The 17,947-nt window shown below is 63.4% G+C and carries 15 protein-coding genes; 7 read left to right on the top strand and 8 right to left on the bottom strand.

The window, feature by feature from the left end:
• Nucleotides 1–34: 34 nt before the first annotated feature.
• Nucleotides 35–1,315 carry a glycosyltransferase gene (locus A5705_RS21965; protein ID WP_068280016.1) on the bottom strand — a complete coding sequence of 427 codons (1,281 nt, stop codon included), beginning with the start codon at nt 1,313–1,315 and terminating at the stop codon, nt 35–37.
• Between the two features lie 231 nt (nt 1,316–1,546).
• On the opposite strand from A5705_RS21965, the gene A5705_RS21960 reads away from it, so the two are divergent.
• On the top strand, nt 1,547–2,308 hold the full coding sequence (locus tag A5705_RS21960; RefSeq protein WP_197517023.1) for a GAP family protein: 762 nt from the start codon (nt 1,547–1,549) through the stop codon (nt 2,306–2,308).
• A 19-nt stretch (nt 2,309–2,327) separates the two neighbouring features.
• On the opposite strand, the gene A5705_RS21955 is transcribed toward A5705_RS21960, so the two are convergent.
• Together A5705_RS21955 and A5705_RS21950 are read right to left on the bottom strand one after the other, a co-directional pair.
• Entirely contained in the window at nt 2,328–3,596 is a 1,269-nt protein-coding gene (locus A5705_RS21955) for a glycosyltransferase (protein ID WP_067882751.1), read from the bottom strand.
• 130 nt (nt 3,597–3,726) lie between these two features.
• Nucleotides 3,727–4,686, bottom strand: coding sequence for a sulfotransferase family protein (locus tag A5705_RS21950; protein ID WP_067882750.1), 960 nt, complete (start codon nt 4,684–4,686; stop codon nt 3,727–3,729).
• A gap of 501 nt (nt 4,687–5,187) precedes the next feature.
• Here A5705_RS21950 and A5705_RS21945 point away from each other — a divergent pair.
• The 6 genes from A5705_RS21945 to A5705_RS21925 all read left to right on the top strand — a co-directional run bounded on the left by A5705_RS21945 (nt 5,188) and on the right by A5705_RS21925 (nt 13,675).
• A complete protein-coding gene (locus A5705_RS21945; protein WP_231964525.1) occupies nt 5,188–6,516 on the top strand; it encodes a wax ester/triacylglycerol synthase family O-acyltransferase in 1,329 nt (442 codons plus the stop codon).
• A 92-nt stretch (nt 6,517–6,608) separates the two neighbouring features.
• Nucleotides 6,609–6,845, top strand: coding sequence for a hypothetical protein (locus tag A5705_RS29235; RefSeq protein ID WP_156763191.1), 237 nt, complete (start codon nt 6,609–6,611; stop codon nt 6,843–6,845).
• Nucleotides 6,846–7,283: 438 nt separating this feature from the next.
• Nucleotides 7,284–7,718 (top strand): MmpS family transport accessory protein, encoded by a 435-nt coding sequence (locus A5705_RS21935; protein WP_156738492.1) that lies wholly within the window; start codon nt 7,284–7,286, stop codon nt 7,716–7,718.
• Nucleotides 7,715–10,588, top strand: a complete 2,874-nt coding sequence (locus A5705_RS21930; RefSeq protein WP_067882714.1) for an RND family transporter — start codon at nt 7,715–7,717, stop codon at nt 10,586–10,588. The genes A5705_RS21935 and A5705_RS21930 overlap by 4 nt, the downstream gene beginning before the upstream one ends.
• A gap of 10 nt (nt 10,589–10,598) precedes the next feature.
• Complete coding sequence (locus A5705_RS29230; protein ID WP_082956623.1) at nt 10,599–10,766, top strand: MmpS family transport accessory protein; 168 nt, start codon at nt 10,599–10,601, stop codon at nt 10,764–10,766.
• Nucleotides 10,763–13,675 (top strand): RND family transporter, encoded by a 2,913-nt coding sequence (locus A5705_RS21925; RefSeq protein ID WP_068280013.1) that lies wholly within the window; start codon nt 10,763–10,765, stop codon nt 13,673–13,675. The genes A5705_RS29230 and A5705_RS21925 overlap by 4 nt, the downstream gene beginning before the upstream one ends.
• Before the next feature lie 88 nt (nt 13,676–13,763).
• Here A5705_RS21925 and A5705_RS29055 read toward each other — a convergent pair whose 3' ends face one another.
• The 5 genes from A5705_RS29055 to A5705_RS21900 form a co-directional block, all read right to left on the bottom strand.
• Nucleotides 13,764–14,303 (bottom strand): PE family protein, encoded by a 540-nt coding sequence (locus A5705_RS29055; RefSeq protein WP_067882712.1) that lies wholly within the window; start codon nt 14,301–14,303, stop codon nt 13,764–13,766.
• A 273-nt stretch (nt 14,304–14,576) separates the two neighbouring features.
• Nucleotides 14,577–15,116: a PE family protein gene (locus A5705_RS21915; protein WP_067882711.1), complete on the bottom strand. Its 540-nt coding sequence runs from the start codon at nt 15,114–15,116 to the stop codon at nt 14,577–14,579.
• A gap of 54 nt (nt 15,117–15,170) precedes the next feature.
• A complete protein-coding gene (locus A5705_RS21910; protein WP_067882710.1) occupies nt 15,171–15,752 on the bottom strand; it encodes a PE family protein in 582 nt (193 codons plus the stop codon).
• Nucleotides 15,753–16,068: 316 nt separating this feature from the next.
• Nucleotides 16,069–16,539: a YbjN domain-containing protein gene (locus tag A5705_RS21905; RefSeq protein ID WP_067882709.1), complete on the bottom strand. Its 471-nt coding sequence runs from the start codon at nt 16,537–16,539 to the stop codon at nt 16,069–16,071.
• Between the two features lie 97 nt (nt 16,540–16,636).
• Nucleotides 16,637–17,941: an adenosylmethionine--8-amino-7-oxononanoate transaminase gene (locus tag A5705_RS21900; RefSeq protein ID WP_068280010.1), complete on the bottom strand. Its 1,305-nt coding sequence runs from the start codon at nt 17,939–17,941 to the stop codon at nt 16,637–16,639.
• Nucleotides 17,942–17,947: the final 6 nt, after the last annotated feature.

The raw sequence follows: 17,947 nt of genomic DNA, 5'->3' as shown, positions 1-17,947 counted from the left end.
TTATCTGCCGGGCCGAGAGCGCGGAGTCGCACAATCAGCGAACACGCCGCAGGCGGGCGAAACCTTCCACAAGATCGGCAGCCGCCGCAACGCTTTCGGCGGGTTTGGTCACCCGGGTCGCCAGCTCACGGGCGCGGGCGCGGTATTCGGGGGCCAGGATGGTACGCAGGTCCGCGACCAACGACTTCTCGGTGGTGGCCGAAAACCGCCGGGCGGCGCCCACTTTCAGTCGTTTGACCGCAGCTCCCCAGAGCGGCTGATCGGGCAACATCCAGAGGACCAGCGTGGGGACTCCGGCCCGCAGGCCGGCGGCCAAGGTTCCCCCACCGCCGTGGTGCACCACAGCGCGGCAGGCCGGAAAGATCGCGGCGTAATTCACCGTGCCCACCACCTTGACGTGCCCGGAAGGAGGGACGTCGCCGAAGTCGCTCCAGCCGGAGCAAATCAACGCCCGCTCACCCAACTGCGCGCAGGCCGCGCTGATCATGGCCAGCGTGTCGCTCGGGGACTCGACCGGCACGCTGCCGAACCCGAAGAAAATCGGCGGAGTCCCCGCCGCGATCCACGACAAGACCTCCTCGTCGGCATCCGTCGGCAACTCCATCGTCAGCGTGCCGACAAATGGCCTTCGCGGGGGTGTCCGCCCATTCCATTCCGCCCATTCGGCGGCCAGCCCGGGAAAACACACCTCTTCGTAGGCCTGCAGTTCCAACGATCCGCGTTCGGTGATCCGCCGTGACGCGGGACTCGTGGCCGCCGGGAGACCGAGTTCACGGCGCTGCGCATCCTCGGTCTTCTTCGACCCGCGCCAAGAAAGCCACCACAAAAGGTTCATTGCGGAGCGGCCAATCGGCGCCGGGAGGAATGGGACCAGCTGGCTGCCGGCTCGGACCGGGAACCAGTGCAGCGTGGCCAAGGGGATGTCGTAGTACTCCGCGACGTTGGCGGCGGGGGCCTCGAAATTCAGGCCGGCGAACAGCAGGTCGGCGCCGTCGGCCATCGATTTCATCGTCGCGCCCATCTCCTCCGAACACCGACCGAGGCCCTCGTTGAGTTCGCGCTGCAACCTCGTCAGCTCCCGGAGCTTCCACGGGTTGTCGAAGAAACATGCCCAGTATTTGCGGGAAATTTCCATGATGGCGTGCGTTTCGGGCCCGCACGCGACTGCCGCAAGCCCGGCCGACTCGGCGAAGCCGACCAGGTCGGGCGGAATGGCGATGCGCACGTCGTGCCCCCGGTTCACCAGTTCGCGCCCCACAGCGACGCAGGGCTCCATATCGCCACGCCTGCCCCAGTTCGCCAACGCAAATTTCATCGCGGACCCGGCCTTTCACTTCCCGAACGCCTTTTGCCGATGAAAGCCCCCGCGGCCCCGGAAGTATAGCGCCCGATACCCGCGATTGAGGGCCGCATGGAAATTGCCGAAAGTCCTTCAGGGGCCGCAACGCCGGCCGGCCCGAATTGACCCAGGTAGGCCCCGGACAATTCCATTCGCAAAATCCGACACGGTAGTGTTCGGCGCGTGTGGGGTAGTTCAGTACTGCTGGTGCTGACGCTTCTGCTGACGTTTGATCCGGTGCGTCTGGGCGTCGTTCTTCTTTTGATCTCCCGGCCACGGCCCGTGTCAAACCTGCTCGTTTACTGGATTGGTGCAATGACGGTGAGTGTGCCTTACGTGGTGATTCCCTTGATAGTGCTGCACCTCGTACCCTCCTTCAGGTCTTTTGCCCAGCGCACCGCGCGCACCTTCGCCAGCCCCGCCGTCCATCACATTCAAATCGGTGTCGGCGTGCTAGCAATAACGGTCGCCGCGCTGCTGGCAGCCCGCTTCTGGGCACGCCGCCGGGCGCTCCTGACGGCGCCGAATGGCGGCGCGTCGACGTTGGCGCCTGACTCGAATACGCCGATCCCACCCTTGCAGCGGGATGCGCCGGCGCAGGACGCATCCGTTATTCGGCGGTTTCAGGGTCGGGCCATCACCACGTGGGAGGGCGGATCTTTGAGGGTCCCGTTGGTGATCGGCCTCGCAATGGGACCTCCTCCTCTGAGCGTGCTGTTGGTGCTCACCACCATCGTGGCCTCGGGAGCCGCGATCGGTACGCAGGTCGCCCTCGCCTTCGCATGGGTGTTCGTGATATTCGCGGTCGTCGAGATCCCCCTTCTGAGCTATCTGGCCGCGCCAGCGAAAACCCAAGCGGCACTGCAACTTCTGCACGACTGGGTGTCGGCGAACCGCCGCCAGGTGGTAATCGGCGTGGTCGCGTTGGCGGGGGTCGCCATGTTCGCCGTAGGCATCGGCGGCGTCTGAGCGGAAGGCTTAGAGCAAATCAACCTATACCCTTGAGGCCGGCGAACTCTTCTACAAGGTCCGCGGCAGCCGCGACGCTTTTGTCGGATTCGGTCATACGGGTGGCAATCTCGCGGGCCCGGGCGGCGTACTGCGGGGCCATAATGGTGCGCAGGTCCGAGACCAGCGATTTCTCGGTAGTGCTCGAAAAGCGCCGCGCCGTGCCCACTTTCAGCCGCTTGACCGCAGCGCCCCACATGAACTGAACGTCCGCCATCCAGAGGATCAACGTGGGGACGCCGGCGCGCAGGCCCGCGGCCGTCGTGCCCGCACCGCCGTGGTGAACGACGGCGCGGCAGGCCGGAAAGATGGCCGCATAGTTCACCGCGCCGACAACCTTGACATGCTCGATGTCGGGAACATCGCTGAAGTCCGACCAGCCGGCGCTGACCAACGCCCGCTCCCCCAATTCCGCGCATGCCGCGCCGATCATCGCGATCGCATCGGCCGGAGATTCAACCGGGATGCTGCCGAACCCGAAGAAGATCGGCGGCCTGCCCTCGGCAATCCACGACGCCACTTCCTCATCGGCATCGGTCGCCAACTGCAGCGTCAGTGTGCCGACGAAGGGTCGCCGGTCTCCCCATTTCGCCCATTCGACGGCCAGGCCGGGAAAGCACACCGCGTCGTACGCCTGGATTTCCAGCGCTCCGCGTTCTGCGATCCGTTTGGGCGCCGGGCCTGTCACCTTCGGCAGGCCCAGCTCGCGACGCTGTGCGTCCTGGGCCTTCTTCACCCCGCGCCAAACCAGCCACTCGTACACCGTCATCGCCGATCGGACCAACGGCGCCGGCAGGTTGGGAACAAGGTGGCCGTTGACCCGTGTCGGAAACCAAAGCAACGTCGCCAACCGGATATCGCGGTGCTCGGCCACGTTTGCGGCCAACTCCTGGTAACTCATGCCGGTGAGAAGGACGTCTGCCCCGTCTGCCAGCGAGGTCAGCGTCGCGCTCATCTCGGCCCAGCATCGGATACCGGGCTCCCGAGCTTCCCGCAACAATCTCTTGACATCTTGGATCTTCCAGAAGTTGCGGAACAGTCGCGTCCAGAAGTTGCGCGTTACCTCCAGCCAAGCCTCCATATCCGGGCCGTAGGCGGTCGCCTCGAGTCCAACCGACTCGGCGAACCCAACCAGGTCGGGCGGCACAGCCATGCGCACCTCGTGGCCCCGGCGCAGCAGCTCACGACCGACTGCGATGCCGGGCTCGACATCGCCGCGGGTTCCATAGAACGTCAGCACGAATTTCATGGCCCGGTCTTGGCCCTCCACTTTCCGTGCGCCTTGTGCGCGGCGACGGGGGCAGACTCACACTCCCGGCTCAGCCGACGGGCAGCATAACCCAGGACCGGACACTCGTGCCGAGCACTCCGCTCAACGCCTAGGCCCAGGTTCCGCTGCGCCTGCGAACGATAGCGTTGGCCTCGAGGAACAGGTTCACGAGCGATATCGGGACGAGCCGGTAAAGCTTGCGGAGGTGGTAGTAGTCGTCAAGTGCATTCCGGAAGCCTTGGCCGCTTGCGCGATACGACTCGTAGACGCGATCAAGCGCGGATTGATCCTCTGGCTCGTCGCGGGCGGCCGCACTCAGCGCTTCGTAGGCCGCGGACATCCAGTCCGTGCCGAAAAACTCGGTCACCGGACCGAAGTGTCGGTGGTGGCGTAGCGCGGGCGCGAGAAACTCCTCGACGGCGCTCCCATCGCGGGTATCCAGTTCGGTTGCGATCGCCGCGGAAATTCGCTTTACCTCCCGACGCCAATCGTCCATGAGGTTGTCGTACTCGACGAACACGCGGGGCAAATCGCGCGTCGTCTTCTCGGCCAGCAGACTGTATTTCAACCACAAGGCGCCGCCGAACTCCGGTGAGGTTCGAGCGGCCGCCGCAATTGACTTACTGGCCTCGACCGGGTGGCGCACTGCAATCACGGCCGCGGGATCGAATCCGGCCTGGCGCGCCGCTTCGAACCACATGTCGGAAAGTGCCGTTATCTTCGGGTCCTTGATGACCACAAGCGGCGCTGCCGGCAACGTGCTGAGGTACGCCCGAATCTTGGCGATGTAGGCGGCCTTCGCATCGGCGTCGAGCGCGCCCTCCTCCTGCAGGCGCAGCGTCGGGTCGAACCCAGCGCTGCCGTGGCGGCGCAGGATTGCCCCGTTGAGGTGGACGGCTGGACGCGGCTCCCAAAAGCCAGCGGGGTAACGCGCGGTGGCACCCAGCAGCCTGGGCGGGAGCGTCGCACCGCACAGCGAGAGAACGCGCGTCAGCGCCGATGTGCCGGACCGGGCAAAGCCCAGGACGAATAGGGCGACCGGACGGACCGCAGGCCCCGACGGCGGGATGTCACTCACCGGCAAAGCTCGCCGCTAGACGCCACGCTCGGCACGCGACCCCCTGAACCGATGGAGGAAGTTCTCGCAACGCACTCCGAGACGGTTAGTCGACCCTTAATCACCACAACACCGTAAGTGCCCTACCGGACGGCCGTGCGATTTCTGCAATATCGGGAGTGTCGCTCCGTATTCGGGCGCCTACGGCCAACGCGGTGGCGGCGGGTCTCAACATCTCGCAGGTAAATCATGGGCTGGCGCTGTCTTCGTCAAATCCTGGGCCGCGCCGAAGTCCTCGGGGCTAACCTGATTCGATTCGTTTGGTTCCACCCCATCGAGGCCCACGCCGTCCTGCGCGGTGTGGGCCGCCATGACCGGGTCGACGCCCCGCGGCGGCGCGGCCCCACGCTGTGATATCGGAGGCAGTCAGTGACAACCCGGACCCGCCCCGCGCGCAAGTCCTTACGCCGTCGAGCACCCGGCGGCGATAAGCGGCCGGACAACCTGCTCGCGTTGACGGACCAAGCCTTCTACTGCGGACAACGCGCCATTGGCCAAACGGAAGTCATGCAGGTCGTATGGGTTTACGAGCACCCAATCGACTTCGATGGCTTGAGACGTTTTCACCACAATCTCGGCTACGGGTTGTCCGGACGGCTCATCGAACCTTCACCGCTGCCGTTCGGGCGGCACAGGTGGGTCTTGGATCGGGGGCCGTCGGATATCAATTTTGCCGAGTGCGCCCGTCCGCGCGCTGAACTCAGCGACTGGGCCGACGAACGCTCGCAAGTACCGGTTGACCCCGAATCGGGACCCGCCTGGCATCTCAGCGTGCTCCCTCTGACGGACGGCTCGACCGCAGTCACCTTGGTGCTCTCCCACTACTTAATTGACGGCGTCGGGGGTCTCGTAGCCGTAGCCGATGCGGTCCTGGGCAACAATCGCGATCTCGGCTACCCGCCGCGACGCTCCCGCACCCGGTTGGCCGCGGTGCTTCAGGACGCCCGTCAAGTGGTTCGAGACGCACCCGAGGTCGGCCGGGCACTGGTCGCGGCCGCGAAATTGTTCCGCCGCCAGCGACTCGATGTTGCCGCGTCACCAACGCAACCCCCGCCCGTCGTCCGCCGCACAGACGACGGCGACGAGCCGGTGATTCTGCCCGGAGTCGCGGTCCTCGTCGACCAGGCCGACTGGGATGCGCAGGCGGCGGCCCTCGGCGGCACGGGGACCACGCTCGCCGCCGCATTCGCCGCGAAACTCGCGGAGCACCTGGGTCGTAGGCGTAGCACCGACGGCGCCGTCACCCTGCGAATCGTGATGGCCGAGCGCACGGAGGACGACACGCGTGCGGTCGCGGTGAACTTTGCCCGCATCAGCCTCGACACGACGTCGATAACGAAGGATCTGAGCGAGGCACGGGTCGCTATCAAGGAGGCACTAAACGGTCGACTTGAAACGCCGGACGAGGCGTTGCAACTCGCTCCGCTCGCCCCGTTCACGCCCGAGCGGATGTGGAGACAAGGAATTGACGCGCAGCTCAACGACCCCGATCTGCCGGTGGTTTATTCCAACCTGGGCGACGCCGGCATGGTGGTGAGCCGTGCCGACGGCACCCAGTGCGAGCACGCCTGGGCGCGGGGCACGAGGCAAAACGAAACCCGACAGCAACTCGAGCGGACGGGCGGCCACATGCAGGTGGTGTCTTGCCGCACGCCGGGGATCGGCAAGATTTACATCACCGTCGTGGCCTACCAACCGGGCGCCGATAACACCAAGCCTGCTTTGCGTGAACTCGCCTTGCGCACGCTGGCCGAGTTCGGCCTGACGGGCGAGGCGGACTAGCGAATCGGCCGGCCGAGACCTGAGCCACGTACCGGCCCCCGGCCAGTCCTCTAATTTCGTTCGGAAATCGCTATTGCACTTATGTTGACTAGATGGCCTGGAAGCCGCGCCGATTGCCAGCATCGGCCCTGAACAACTTCGGGCCCGCGTCGGCGATCTCGACGGTGCCGCCGAGCCTGGGCGCGCCGATCATGCTGGCCGTCATCCACGGCGTCATCATGTCGCGCACGCTGCACCTGGGCGGCGTCCATGCGCCGGTGAAGTCCATGAACGATGCCCAATTGCACGGCGCTGGATCACGGCTACACCTACGGCTTTCCTGTGGCTGAGCGGGATGGCCATCCTCATCGGCGCGGCGGCGCTCCTCATCCGCTACACCGCGCAGCAGGTGGCGCACGCGCAAGAAGAAGAAGTCGAGGTGGCGATCAACGCCCGGGAAGCGTAGCCGCGTGCCGGATTTCGCCGCCCGCGCGCCGCTCGCAGGGCGGACACCTGGAACTTTATGGAAAAACTCAGGTAGACCGTGTTGGCCTGGACTATGTTAAGAATCCGTTATTGGACTCGTGTCGGCTTAAGGTGGTGCGGTGGTTGAAGGCAGCGTGCGGAACGCTGAGCGAGCTGAGTCCGATGTCGCCACGCTAGGCGGTCAAGAGCCTGGCCAACGGCCCGGCCGACGACTTTTTCGCCGGCGGGCTGCGAGCGAACCTTCGCCCGCGCCTCATGCGTCCGGGGGAACCGCAAAGAGGCGTCGTAGCCCGGGATTTGCGATGTTCCAGATCCTGCGCCGGCTGTGGGTCCCGCTGGTCATCCTGGTGGTGATCGGCGCGGGAGGCTTCACCGTCTCGCGGCTGCACGGCATCTTCGGCTCGGATAAATTGCCCGCGTATTCCGACACCAGAAAAGATGAGGCCAAACCCTACAACCCCAAGCATGTGAGATATGAGGTGTTCGGACCGTCGGGAAGTGTTGCCGAGATCAGCTACTTCGACGGCGATGGCAATCCGCAGCGAATCAAGGCGGTCCCGTTGCCATGGTCATTGGAGTTCCCGATCGGCTCTGCGACGACCGTCGTAGACGTCGCGGCGCAGGACGATGCTGACAGTATCGGCTGCCGCATCCTGGTGGACGGCGTGGTCAAGGCCGAAAAGACCGCGGAGCACGAAGTCAGCACTTACGTTTCCTGCACGCAGAAGGCCGCATGAGCGACCAAGCGCCGCACGACGCTCGGCCACTGGTGGCGCGGACGATCTATCGCTTCTCTGCGGCAATCATTTTGGCGTGGTTGGCGATCATCGCCGTCTTGGGTATCAGCGTGCCCTCCTTGGAGCAGGTAGAGGCAGAGCGTTCGGTATCCCTTAATCCAACAGACGCGCCGTCGTTCAAGGCGGCTCAGCGCGCGAATGAAGACTTCAAGCAATCCGGTTCCAGCGGCGGCATGGTGACGATTGTCCTGGAGGGTCAGCAGCCCCTCGGCGACGAGGCTCACCAGTATTACGACCGTCTGGTTCGTCAGTTGCGAGACGATCCGAAGCATGTGCAGCACATTCAAGACTTCTGGGGTGATGAACTCACCAGGGGCGCCGTGCAGAGCGCCGATGGCAAAGCCGCATATGTGCAGCTGGTTCTCGCCGGCAACCCAGGGCAGACCCTGGGGAACGAATCGATCGAAGCGGTCCAGCGAATCGTCGCGCGGACGCCCGCGCCGCCTGGGGTGAATGCGTATGTCACCGGGCCCGCGGCGGTCGCTGCCGACATGGGCCACAGTGGCGACAGGACCATCATCACGATGACGGCGGTCAGCGTCGCGGTGATCCTGATCATGTTGCTTCTTGTGTACCGTTCGATCACTACAGTAATTCTTTTATTGCTGGTGGTAGGGCTAGAACTGCAGGCGGCCCGTGAAACTGTCGCCTTCCTTGGCCATCATGGGCTTCTTGGTCTGACCACCTTCGGTGTCAATCTCCTGGTATCCATCGGCATCGCGGCCGGAACCGATTACGGGATATTTTTCATCGGGCGATATCATGAAGCTCGTCAGTCTGGCCAGGACCGGGAAGCGGCCTTTTACACCACCTACCGAGGGGTCGCCAAGGTCGTCTTGGCGTCCGGTGTGACGATCGCCGGCGCGCTATTCTGCCTCACCTTTACCCGACTCCCCTTTTTCAAGGCCCTAGGCATCCCTTGCGCGGTAGGAGTATTGGTCGCGGTCGCGGTCGCGCTCACGCTGGTTCCATCAGTTTTGGCCCTAGGAAGCCGTTTCGGCCTGTTCGAGCCAAAACGGAAGATTCGGGTTCGCGGATGGCGGCGGGTAGGTACGGCCATCGTTCGGTGGCCGGCCCCTATCCTCATCGCGACGGTGGCAGTGGCGCTTGTCGGACTCTTGACGCTCCCGGGATACAAACCTAGCTACAATGACCAGAAGTTCATCCCCAAAGATATTCCAGCCAATTTGGGAATTGCTGCTGCAGCGCGACATTTTCCCCCATCGGCGATGATGACGCCCGAAATCCTATTGGTCGAGTCTGACCACGATCTGCGCAATCCGGCAGATTTCTTAGTGCTGAATAAACTGGCAAAGGCCATCCTCAATGTTCCGGGCATCTCTCAGGTGCAGGCCGTCACTAGGCCTCAGGGAACCCCGCTGGCACACACGTCGATACCTTTCATGTTGAGTTTGCAACAGGCCGCCATGTCACAAAGCATGGGCTTCCAGCAAGCGCGTATGAATGACATGCTCAAGCAGGCCGACCAGTTAGCAGAAACTATCAGGATCATGGAGCACATGTATGACCTAATTCGTAGCCTCGTTGCCACGACCCATCACATGATCCAGGAAACTCACGAAATGCAGGCGATCACGAACGAATTGCGGGATCATGTCTCCGATTTCGAGGATTTCTTCAGGCCGATTCGCAGCTATTTTTACTGGGAAAAGCACTGCTACGATATCCCGGTCTGCTACTCATTGCGCTCGCTGTTTGATGCAATCGACGGTGTCGACGCCCTTACCGATAAGCTTCAGGAAGTGCTGGTAGACCTCGATCAGCTTGATGTGCTCATGCCGCAACTCGCCGCCGAATTCCCGCCGATGATCGCGATCATGAAAAGCATGCGAGCCATGATGCTGACCATGCATAGCACGATGTCGGGAACCATCGGCCAGATGGACGAGAACGGCAATAACGCAACTGCCATGGGGAAGGCGTTCGACAAGGCGGAAAATGACGATTCTTTCTATCTGCCGCCAGACGCGTTCAAGAATAAGGACTACAAACGAATCATCGACGTGTTCTTGTCGCCGGACGGGAAGAACATGCGCATGCTCATTTCACAGAAGGGAGATCCCGCCTCGCCCGCGGGCATCTCGCGGGTGGATGCGATAAAGAGTGCCGCCGCCGAGGCACTCAAGGGAACACCGCTGGAAGACTCGAGGATCTACCTCACCGGCACCGCAGCGATCACCAAAGACCTCGTCGTCGGTTCCACGATCGACCTCATCATCGCGGTCGTCGCCGCGCTCTGCCTCATTTTCATCATCATGCTGCTGATGACGCGGAGCTTTGTCGCAGCCCTCGTCATCGTCGGCACCGTATTGCTGTCGCTAGGGGCGTCCTACGGGCTGTCCGTGCTGGTCTGGCAGGACTTGCTCGGCATACAGATCCACTGGGCGATTCTCGCCACGTCAGTGATCCTCCTTTTGGCTGTCGGGTCGGACTACAATTTGCTGCTGGTCTCCCGGATGAAAGAGGAAATTGGCGCCGGTATCAACACCGGCATCATTCGGGCAATGGGTGGTACCGGCAAGGTCGTTACGAATGCGGGCCTGGTGTTCGCCTTCACGATGGCGTCCATGCTGGTTAGCGATTTGCTCAGCATCGGCCAGATGGGCACCACGATCGGGATCGGCCTGCTCTTCGACACTCTGATCGTGCGCGCGTTCATGACCCCGTCCATCGCCGCACTGCTGGGCCGTTGGTTCTGGTGGCCGCAACAGGTGCGCCCGCGCCCGGCCAGTGCATTACTTCGCCCGACCGGCCCCCGTCCGTTGGTTCGCGCCCTATTGCTGAGATAGCGGCACCCCAGTGGCAGATTTCCAGCTCAGCGCAAAGTCGGCGACCCGTGGGAGCATCGTGGTACACAGCGATAGCGACAGCAGGGGCTGCCGTATCGAGGTGCCCGGTGTGGTCAAGACCGAGACGACTTCGCACGAAGCGGGCGCGGTTAGCTTCTCCCGGTTGACGGCCACATGAGCACCGAAAGCCCTCGGCCCCCTTTCACAGCGCGGACGATCCGCAAGCTCTCGCCCTTCATCATCCTGGCGTGGGTGGCGGTGACGCTCACCGTGACTTTCGGGGTTCCACCGCTCGAACGGGTCGGCGAAGAGCATTCGGTGCCATTGGTCGCTCAAGACGCGCCCTCGGTGCACGCCATGACACGGATGGGCAAGCTCTTCAAAGAATCCGATTCGGACAGCTTCGCGATGATCGTGCTGGAGGGACAGCAACCGCTCGGCGACGAGGCCCGCACCTACTACCGCGAATTAATACGCAAGTTGAGAACCGACCCGCGGCATGTTGAATTCGTACAGGATTTGTGGGGAGACCGCCTCACGGCGGGGGGTGTGCAAAGCCCCGATGGCAAGGCCGCATATGTGCAATTGAATCTCGCCGGCAACCAGGGCACCACCTTGGGACAGGAATCCGTGGCGGCGGTCCGGAATATCGTGAAGCAGACTCCGCCACCACCCGGTATCGAGGTCCATGTCACCGGCCCGGCAGCGCTGGTTCCGGACATGGTGCGCAGCGGCAACCAATCCATTCTGAAAATGACGCTGATCGGCGCCGTGATCATCTTTGTGGTGCTGCTTCTGGTCTACCGTTCGGTGACCACGGTGGTGCTGTTGTTGATCGGAGTCGGGATCGAAGTGCTTTCGGCCCGGGGAATCATCGCATTTCTGGCCGACAACAGCATCGTCGTACTCTCCACGTTCGCCATCAATCTGCTGGTGGCGCTCGCGATGGCCGCCGGAACCGACTACGGCATATTCTTCTTCGGCCGGTACCAGGAGGCGCGTCAGGCCGGCGAGGACCCCGAGACGGCTTACTACACCACCTACCGCGGGGTCACTCCCGTCGTCTTGGGTTCCGGTTTGACGATCGCCGGGGCAATGTTGTGCCTGAGCTTTACCCGGTTGCCGATCTTCCAGACGATAGGCGTGCCGTGCGCCGTCGGCATGCTCGTCGCGGTCGCGGTGGCACTCACGCTGGTGCCGGCAGTGCTGGCGGTCGCCAGTCGCTTCGGTATGTGCGACCCCAAACGGCGAATCGCCCAGCGCCGGTGGCGCGGGGTCGGCACGGCGATCGTCCGCTGGCCGGCACCGATTCTGGTCACGACGTTGGCAGTCGCACTGATCGGTTTGGTGACGCTGCCCGGCTACAAAACGAGCTATAACGACCGGCTCTATCTGCCGAAAGACATTCCGGCGAATTTGGGCTATACGGCCGCTGACCGTCATTTCTCGCAATCGCGAATGATGCCCGAGATTTTGATGATCGAAACTGATCATGACATGCGCAATCCAGCGGACTTTCTAGTGCTGCACAAGCTTGCAAAGCGAATTTTTCGCGTTCCGGGCGTTTCACGCGTGCAAGGCATAACGCGACCCGAAGGGACACCGATCGAACACACTTCGATACCCTTTATCATCAGCATGCAAAATGCGGCCATGCTGCAAAGCATGAAAACCACAGAAGGCACTCTCAACGATATCCTCAAAGAGGCCGATATGCTGGCGCAGCAAATCGTTATCACGAAACGTCTATACGCCATTCAGTTGCGGATGAATGAACTTACTCACCACACGATCGTCAAAACGAATGAGATGGCTCAACTTGTTTATGAGTTGAGAGATAGCATTGCAGATTTTGAGGATACTTGGAGACCGATTCGTAGCTACTTTTATTGGGAAAAGCACTGCTACGATATACCAATATGCGTGTCGTTGCGATCGATATTTGACCTCGTCGACGGTGTCTACGAGTTGAGCGACAAACTCACCGATATCGTGCACGATCTCAACAAGCTGGACCTGCTGTTGCCAGAATTAACCAAACCGATGCCGCGGCTGATCGCGATAGAGGAAGATGCGCGGGCGATGCTCCTGACGATGCACAGCACCATGTCCGGGACTTTCGGCCAGATGGACGATTCTGGCCGGGATGCCACCGCCATGGGGCAGGCGTTCGACGCGGCCAGGGACGACGACTCCTTCTATCTGCCCCCGGAAGTTTTCGCGAATCCGGACTTCCAGCGCGCAGAAAGTTCTTTCGTGTCCCCGGACGGCAAAGCGGCCCGATTCATCATCCTGCATCGGGGCGATCCCGGGACTCCCGAGGGCATAGCGCGCATCGATCAACTAAGGGCCGCGGCCGAGGAGGCGCTCAAGACGACGCCCCTGAAGGACGCCCAGATTTATCTCGCCGGCACCGCGTCGACCTTCAAGGACTTCCGGGACGGCTCGAAATATGACCTGCGGATTGCGTTCGTCGGTGCACTCTGCCTGATTTTCGTCATCATGCTCGTACTGACGCGCAGCTTCGTGGCCGCGCTGGTTATCGTGGGTACGGTCGTGCTTTCGCTGGGCGCCTCATTTGGGCTTTCGGTACTTGTTTGGCAGTATCTTCTCGGCATCAAATTGCACTGGATGGTGCTTCCGATGTCCTTGATCGTCCTGTTGGCGGTGGGTTCTGACTATAACCTGCTGCTGGTATCCCGGATGAAAGAGGAAATAGCCGCAGGCATCAACACCGGAATTATCCGCGCCATGGGGGGCACGGGCAAGGTCGTGACGAACGCGGGACTTGTGTTCGCCTTCACCATGGCCTCGATGATTTTCAGCGATTTGCGGATTATCGGTCAGGTCGGTACCACCATCGGCCTGGGGCTGTTGTTCGACACGTTGGTCGTGCGCTCGTTCATGACACCGTCAATCGCCGCGCTGCTCGGGCGTTGGTTCTGGTGGCCTCAGGTAGTCCGTCCGCGCCCGGCCAGTTTCATGCTTCGATCCGAGGGACCGCGTCCGCTGGTACGAGAATTGTTGCTGCACGACGACGTCGCCGACGACGCGGTCACAACCGAGCTCCCGAGGCTCTCGGTCTAGGCCGGCGCTCGCCACTCACCAGGGATCCGGTATTTCCATTAAGCGAGCACTCGACACCGGCGGATGAGCCGGCTGTGACACTGTGCCGCTACCCAAAAATCGGCATCCCCAGCGCCAGAATCGGGATGATCATTTTCAATACCTCCGCCGACACATAGGCGAATGCGTAGAGGAGCAGAAGAAGTTGTTGAATAACGTAATGTTCTAGTGAATTCAAAAAGCCCGGTGGTAACACGTTGAGCAATTGGCTCAGTGCACCGTTGAACAAACCGAGTATCGAGCTGGGAAACGCGGCTGCGCTGGTGGACGAGGCCGCCCCCCCAACCAAGGGTTGCAGTACCGCGGTGTTGGCGGCCTCACCGGCCAGGTACGAGCCCGCGCCGGCAGCCAAGTGCTGCACAAACTGCTCATGAAACGCCGCCGCCTGCCCGGCCAGGGCCTGATACTCCTGGGCGGCACGGGAGAACAGCCCCGCGACGGCCGCCGACACCTCATCGGCAGCGGCGGGCGTCACGGTAAGGGTCGCGCCCCCAGCAGCCGCGTGGGCCGCGCCGAGGTTCGCGCCGACAGTTGCCAACTCCGTTGCCGCCGATGTCATCATCTCCGGCGCCGCGATCACATACGACATGTCGGTCCACCTACTAGCAAGCCCCCGATTGTCGCTAGGCCCGGGCGGTCCTCCACCGTCAGACCACAAGGATTCTAGGCGGACTGAAGTCGTCGCCTACGGCTTTTCACGGAACATGAATCCGACGTGACGGTGAGCCATCCGGCACGCGGGCTGACTTCAAGGCCGCGAGCGATGTGGCCGAGCGCTTCCCCCGCACTCTGGTCGGCGTCGCCCCGAACGGTTCGCGGCGGCACCGGCTTCACACGACGCAGAGCAATCAGCGGACGGCAATTAAAACGGGATAGGCACGCCGAAAGAAGGCAGAACGGACTTCAACAGCTGCTCCACCAAAACGGACAACTCGTAAGCCACAACCAACCCGAGATATGAATCAAAGTATGCCAGAGATGCCAATGCGCGGAACTCGGCGACAAAAGTCGATAACAAAGTCAGCGGACCCGTTACAGCACTGAATAACTGGCTCGGCAAGTTGGGTATGACGCTGGCGGCCGAGCCGGCACTCGCGGTTGACTGCAGCAACGACGCGGTGCTGGCCGCCTCAGCGGCCACATACGAGCCCGCGGCGGTGGTCAAGTGCTGAACAAACTGCTCCCCAAACGCCGCCGCCTTTGCGGCCAGCGCGTGAAACTCCTGGGCCGCCCCCGAGAACACCTGCGCGACGCTCGCCGACACCTCATCGGCGGCCGCGGGAATCACCGAGACGGTCGGCACCGCCGCCGCCAGGTGGGCAGCGCTGACCGCCGAACCAACAGCCGCCACGTCCGCTGCCGCCGCCGCCATCATCCCCGGCGCCGCCAACACATACGACATCTTTGTCCTCCGACCCGGTCATTATGAAAATTTAATTGCGATCGACTAAGCCAATCAGAACGGGACCGATATCCCGAGCCCGAAGAGCAATGCCGCCTTTAAAAATAGATCCGCAAAAGCCAGCGTCAGAAACGTCGCACCCAGCGTGAGATATGTCGTGAGAATTGTGACGAACGGAATGGCCTCCAAGAAAAATGGAATGGTCTCCAATAAAAATACTACGGCCTGCCCCAGGAACAATGCGGTGTGTCCCAGCAGCGCGAGACCGTTGAGCGCGCCGGACAGGCCCGGCACGTTGGGTATGACACTGGCAGCCGAGCCGGCGCTCGCAGTGATGTGCAGCAACGACGCGGCGTTGGCCGTCTCAGCGGCCAGGTACGAGCCCGCACCGGCAGTCAAGTGCTGGACAAACTGCTCTCCAAACGCCACGGCCTTTCCGGCCAGCGTGTGGAACTCCTGGGCCGCCCGCGAGAACACCTGCGCGACGCTCGCCGACACCTCATCGGCGGCCGCCGGTATCACCGCGATGGTCGGGGCGGCCGCCGCCAGGTGGGCAGCGCTGACCGCCGAACCAACAGCCGCAACATCCGCTGCGGCCGCCGCCATCAACTGCGGCGTCGCCAAAATATACGACATATCTATCCTCCCACCTGGTCATTCACCAAACCCGGCGGCAAAGCGCGAAGCATGCCCGCGGTCACGCTCGGTAGGGACCTTACATACAAATTGAATCGCGCGTGGCGCTTCTTGCACACAAGTAGAACGCTGCTGGGAGTTCCTGATCCCGACGGACACCAAACTGCCGGCACTGCAAACTGGCCGCGACTGGACAGCTTTGCGCCGAGACGGGCGGCTTGCCACACCTAGCGAGCTCGCCGACGCGATGCCATACCGAGGTGTCTGGCCTCGGCGCGGTGCAGCGGACAGGCCGTAGGCCACCTGAACCGGAACGTCAGCCGGCGTCGCGCAGGAGCGGATGCGTCGTCGACGGGACCTCGACAACCGGCGCCAACTCGGCGAAGAGATCGATGGCCGCCGCGAGGGTGCGGTCGACGAAAGAGCCGAACCGGTCGAAAGAGATGCCTTCGCGGATCCACTGGGATCGACGGGCCACAACGGCGATGCGCTGTGGATCCGAGCAGCCCTGCACGACGGCGGTGACGTCGCGATTCCGCCGGTTCCACGCATCGGCCATGTGCGTCAGCCGCCGACGGTCGGCGACCGGAAAGGCGTTCGCGGGAGTCACCTGGACGGTCAGCACGTCCCCAAACGAGGGGGAGATCTCCAGGTGGACACGCAGCCGCTGGTGATCGGCACTGGGCACGAAGAAATATGCGCCGCCGCGCTCGTCCTGCAGGAAGCGGACGTCGCACGTGGACAGGTAGCGTTCGATCAGGTCCGCGCAGAGCGACTCACGTGTCATGGGGATCAGTGTGGGGCCGGCGACTTTGAGGACCCTTTGAGCCAAGCTAGCCGGCATCGAAGAATCTCCTGAGAGTTCACTGAGTCACCAGGACGGCTCAGCCGACGAGCCGGGCGACCTCGAGCATCGCGGAACTGATCTGCCCGATCTCCTCGCCCGAGCAGATATACGGGGGCATCGCGTAGACCAGGTTGCGGAACGGGCGCAGCCAGACGCCGCGGTCCAGCGCCGCCGGAGTGGCGACGGCCAGGTCCACCGGACCGGCGCATTCGATCACGCCGATGGCGCCGCACACCCGCACGTCGCGGACACCGGGGAGCGCCCGCGCCGGTTCGAGCCCAGAGGCCAGCCCGGCCCCGATCTCCCCCACCCGCGACCGCCAGTCCTGGCCGAGCAGTAGTTCGATGCTGGCCACCGACACCGCGCAGGCCAGCGGATTGGCCATGAAGGTGGGGCCGTGCATCAGTGCGCCGGCCTCCCCCGAGCTGATCGTGCGGGCGATGTCGGTCGTGCACAGCGTGGCGGCCATGCTGAGGTACCCGCCGGTCATGGCCTTGCCGACGCACATGATGTCCGGGCTCACGCCGGCGTGGTCGGCGGCGAACAGCTCGCCGGTGCGGCCGAACCCGGTCGCGATCTCGTCGAAGACGAGCAGCACGTCGTGCCGGCGGCACAGCTCGCGCAGGTCGCGCAGGTAGCGGGGGTCGTGAAAGCGCATCCCGCCAGCCCCCTGCACGACGGGCTCGACCACGACGGCCGCCAGTTCGGCGGCGTGCTGGCTCAGTTGCGCCTCGAACGCCGCGACGTAGGCGGGGTCGTACTCGCGCGGCACCTGCGGGGCGAACACCTGCCGGGCCAGGATGTCGGTCCACAGCGCGTGCATGCCGCCGTCGGGGTCGCAGATGCTCATCGGGGTGAAGGTGTCCCCGTGGTAGCCGCCCCGCCACGTCATCAGCCGGTGCTTGCCGGGCCGGCCCAGGCTGCGCCAGTACTGCAGGGCCATCTTCACCGCGACCTCGACCGACACCGACCCGGAGTCGCTGAAGAAAACCGTGTCCAGCCCCGCCGGGGTGATGTCCACCAGCAGCTGTGCCAGCCGGGCGGCCGGTTCGTGGGTCAGTCCCCCGAACATGACGTGGTTCATCACGCCCAGCTGCGCGGTCAGCGCCGCGTCCAGCTCGGGATGGCCGTGCCCGTGGATTGCGGTCCACCAGGAGCTCATCGCGTCGAGCGCCTCGATCTCACGGCCGTCCCGGATCAGCGTCAGCCGGGCGCCGCGGGCCGCGACGGCCACCACGGGCGCCACCGCCTCCGCGCCGATGGTGCTGTAGGGGTGCCAGAGGTGCGCCGCGTCGATCGCGCTGATTTCCTCGGGCGTCAACCGCGCCCTGGTCGCAGGCATAGAGAC

The sequence above is a fragment of the Mycobacterium sp. E787 genome, from assembly GCF_001668725.1.
GTDB lineage: Bacteria > Actinomycetota > Actinomycetes > Mycobacteriales > Mycobacteriaceae > Mycobacterium.
This window is presented reverse-complemented; position numbering and strand designations above follow the sequence as displayed.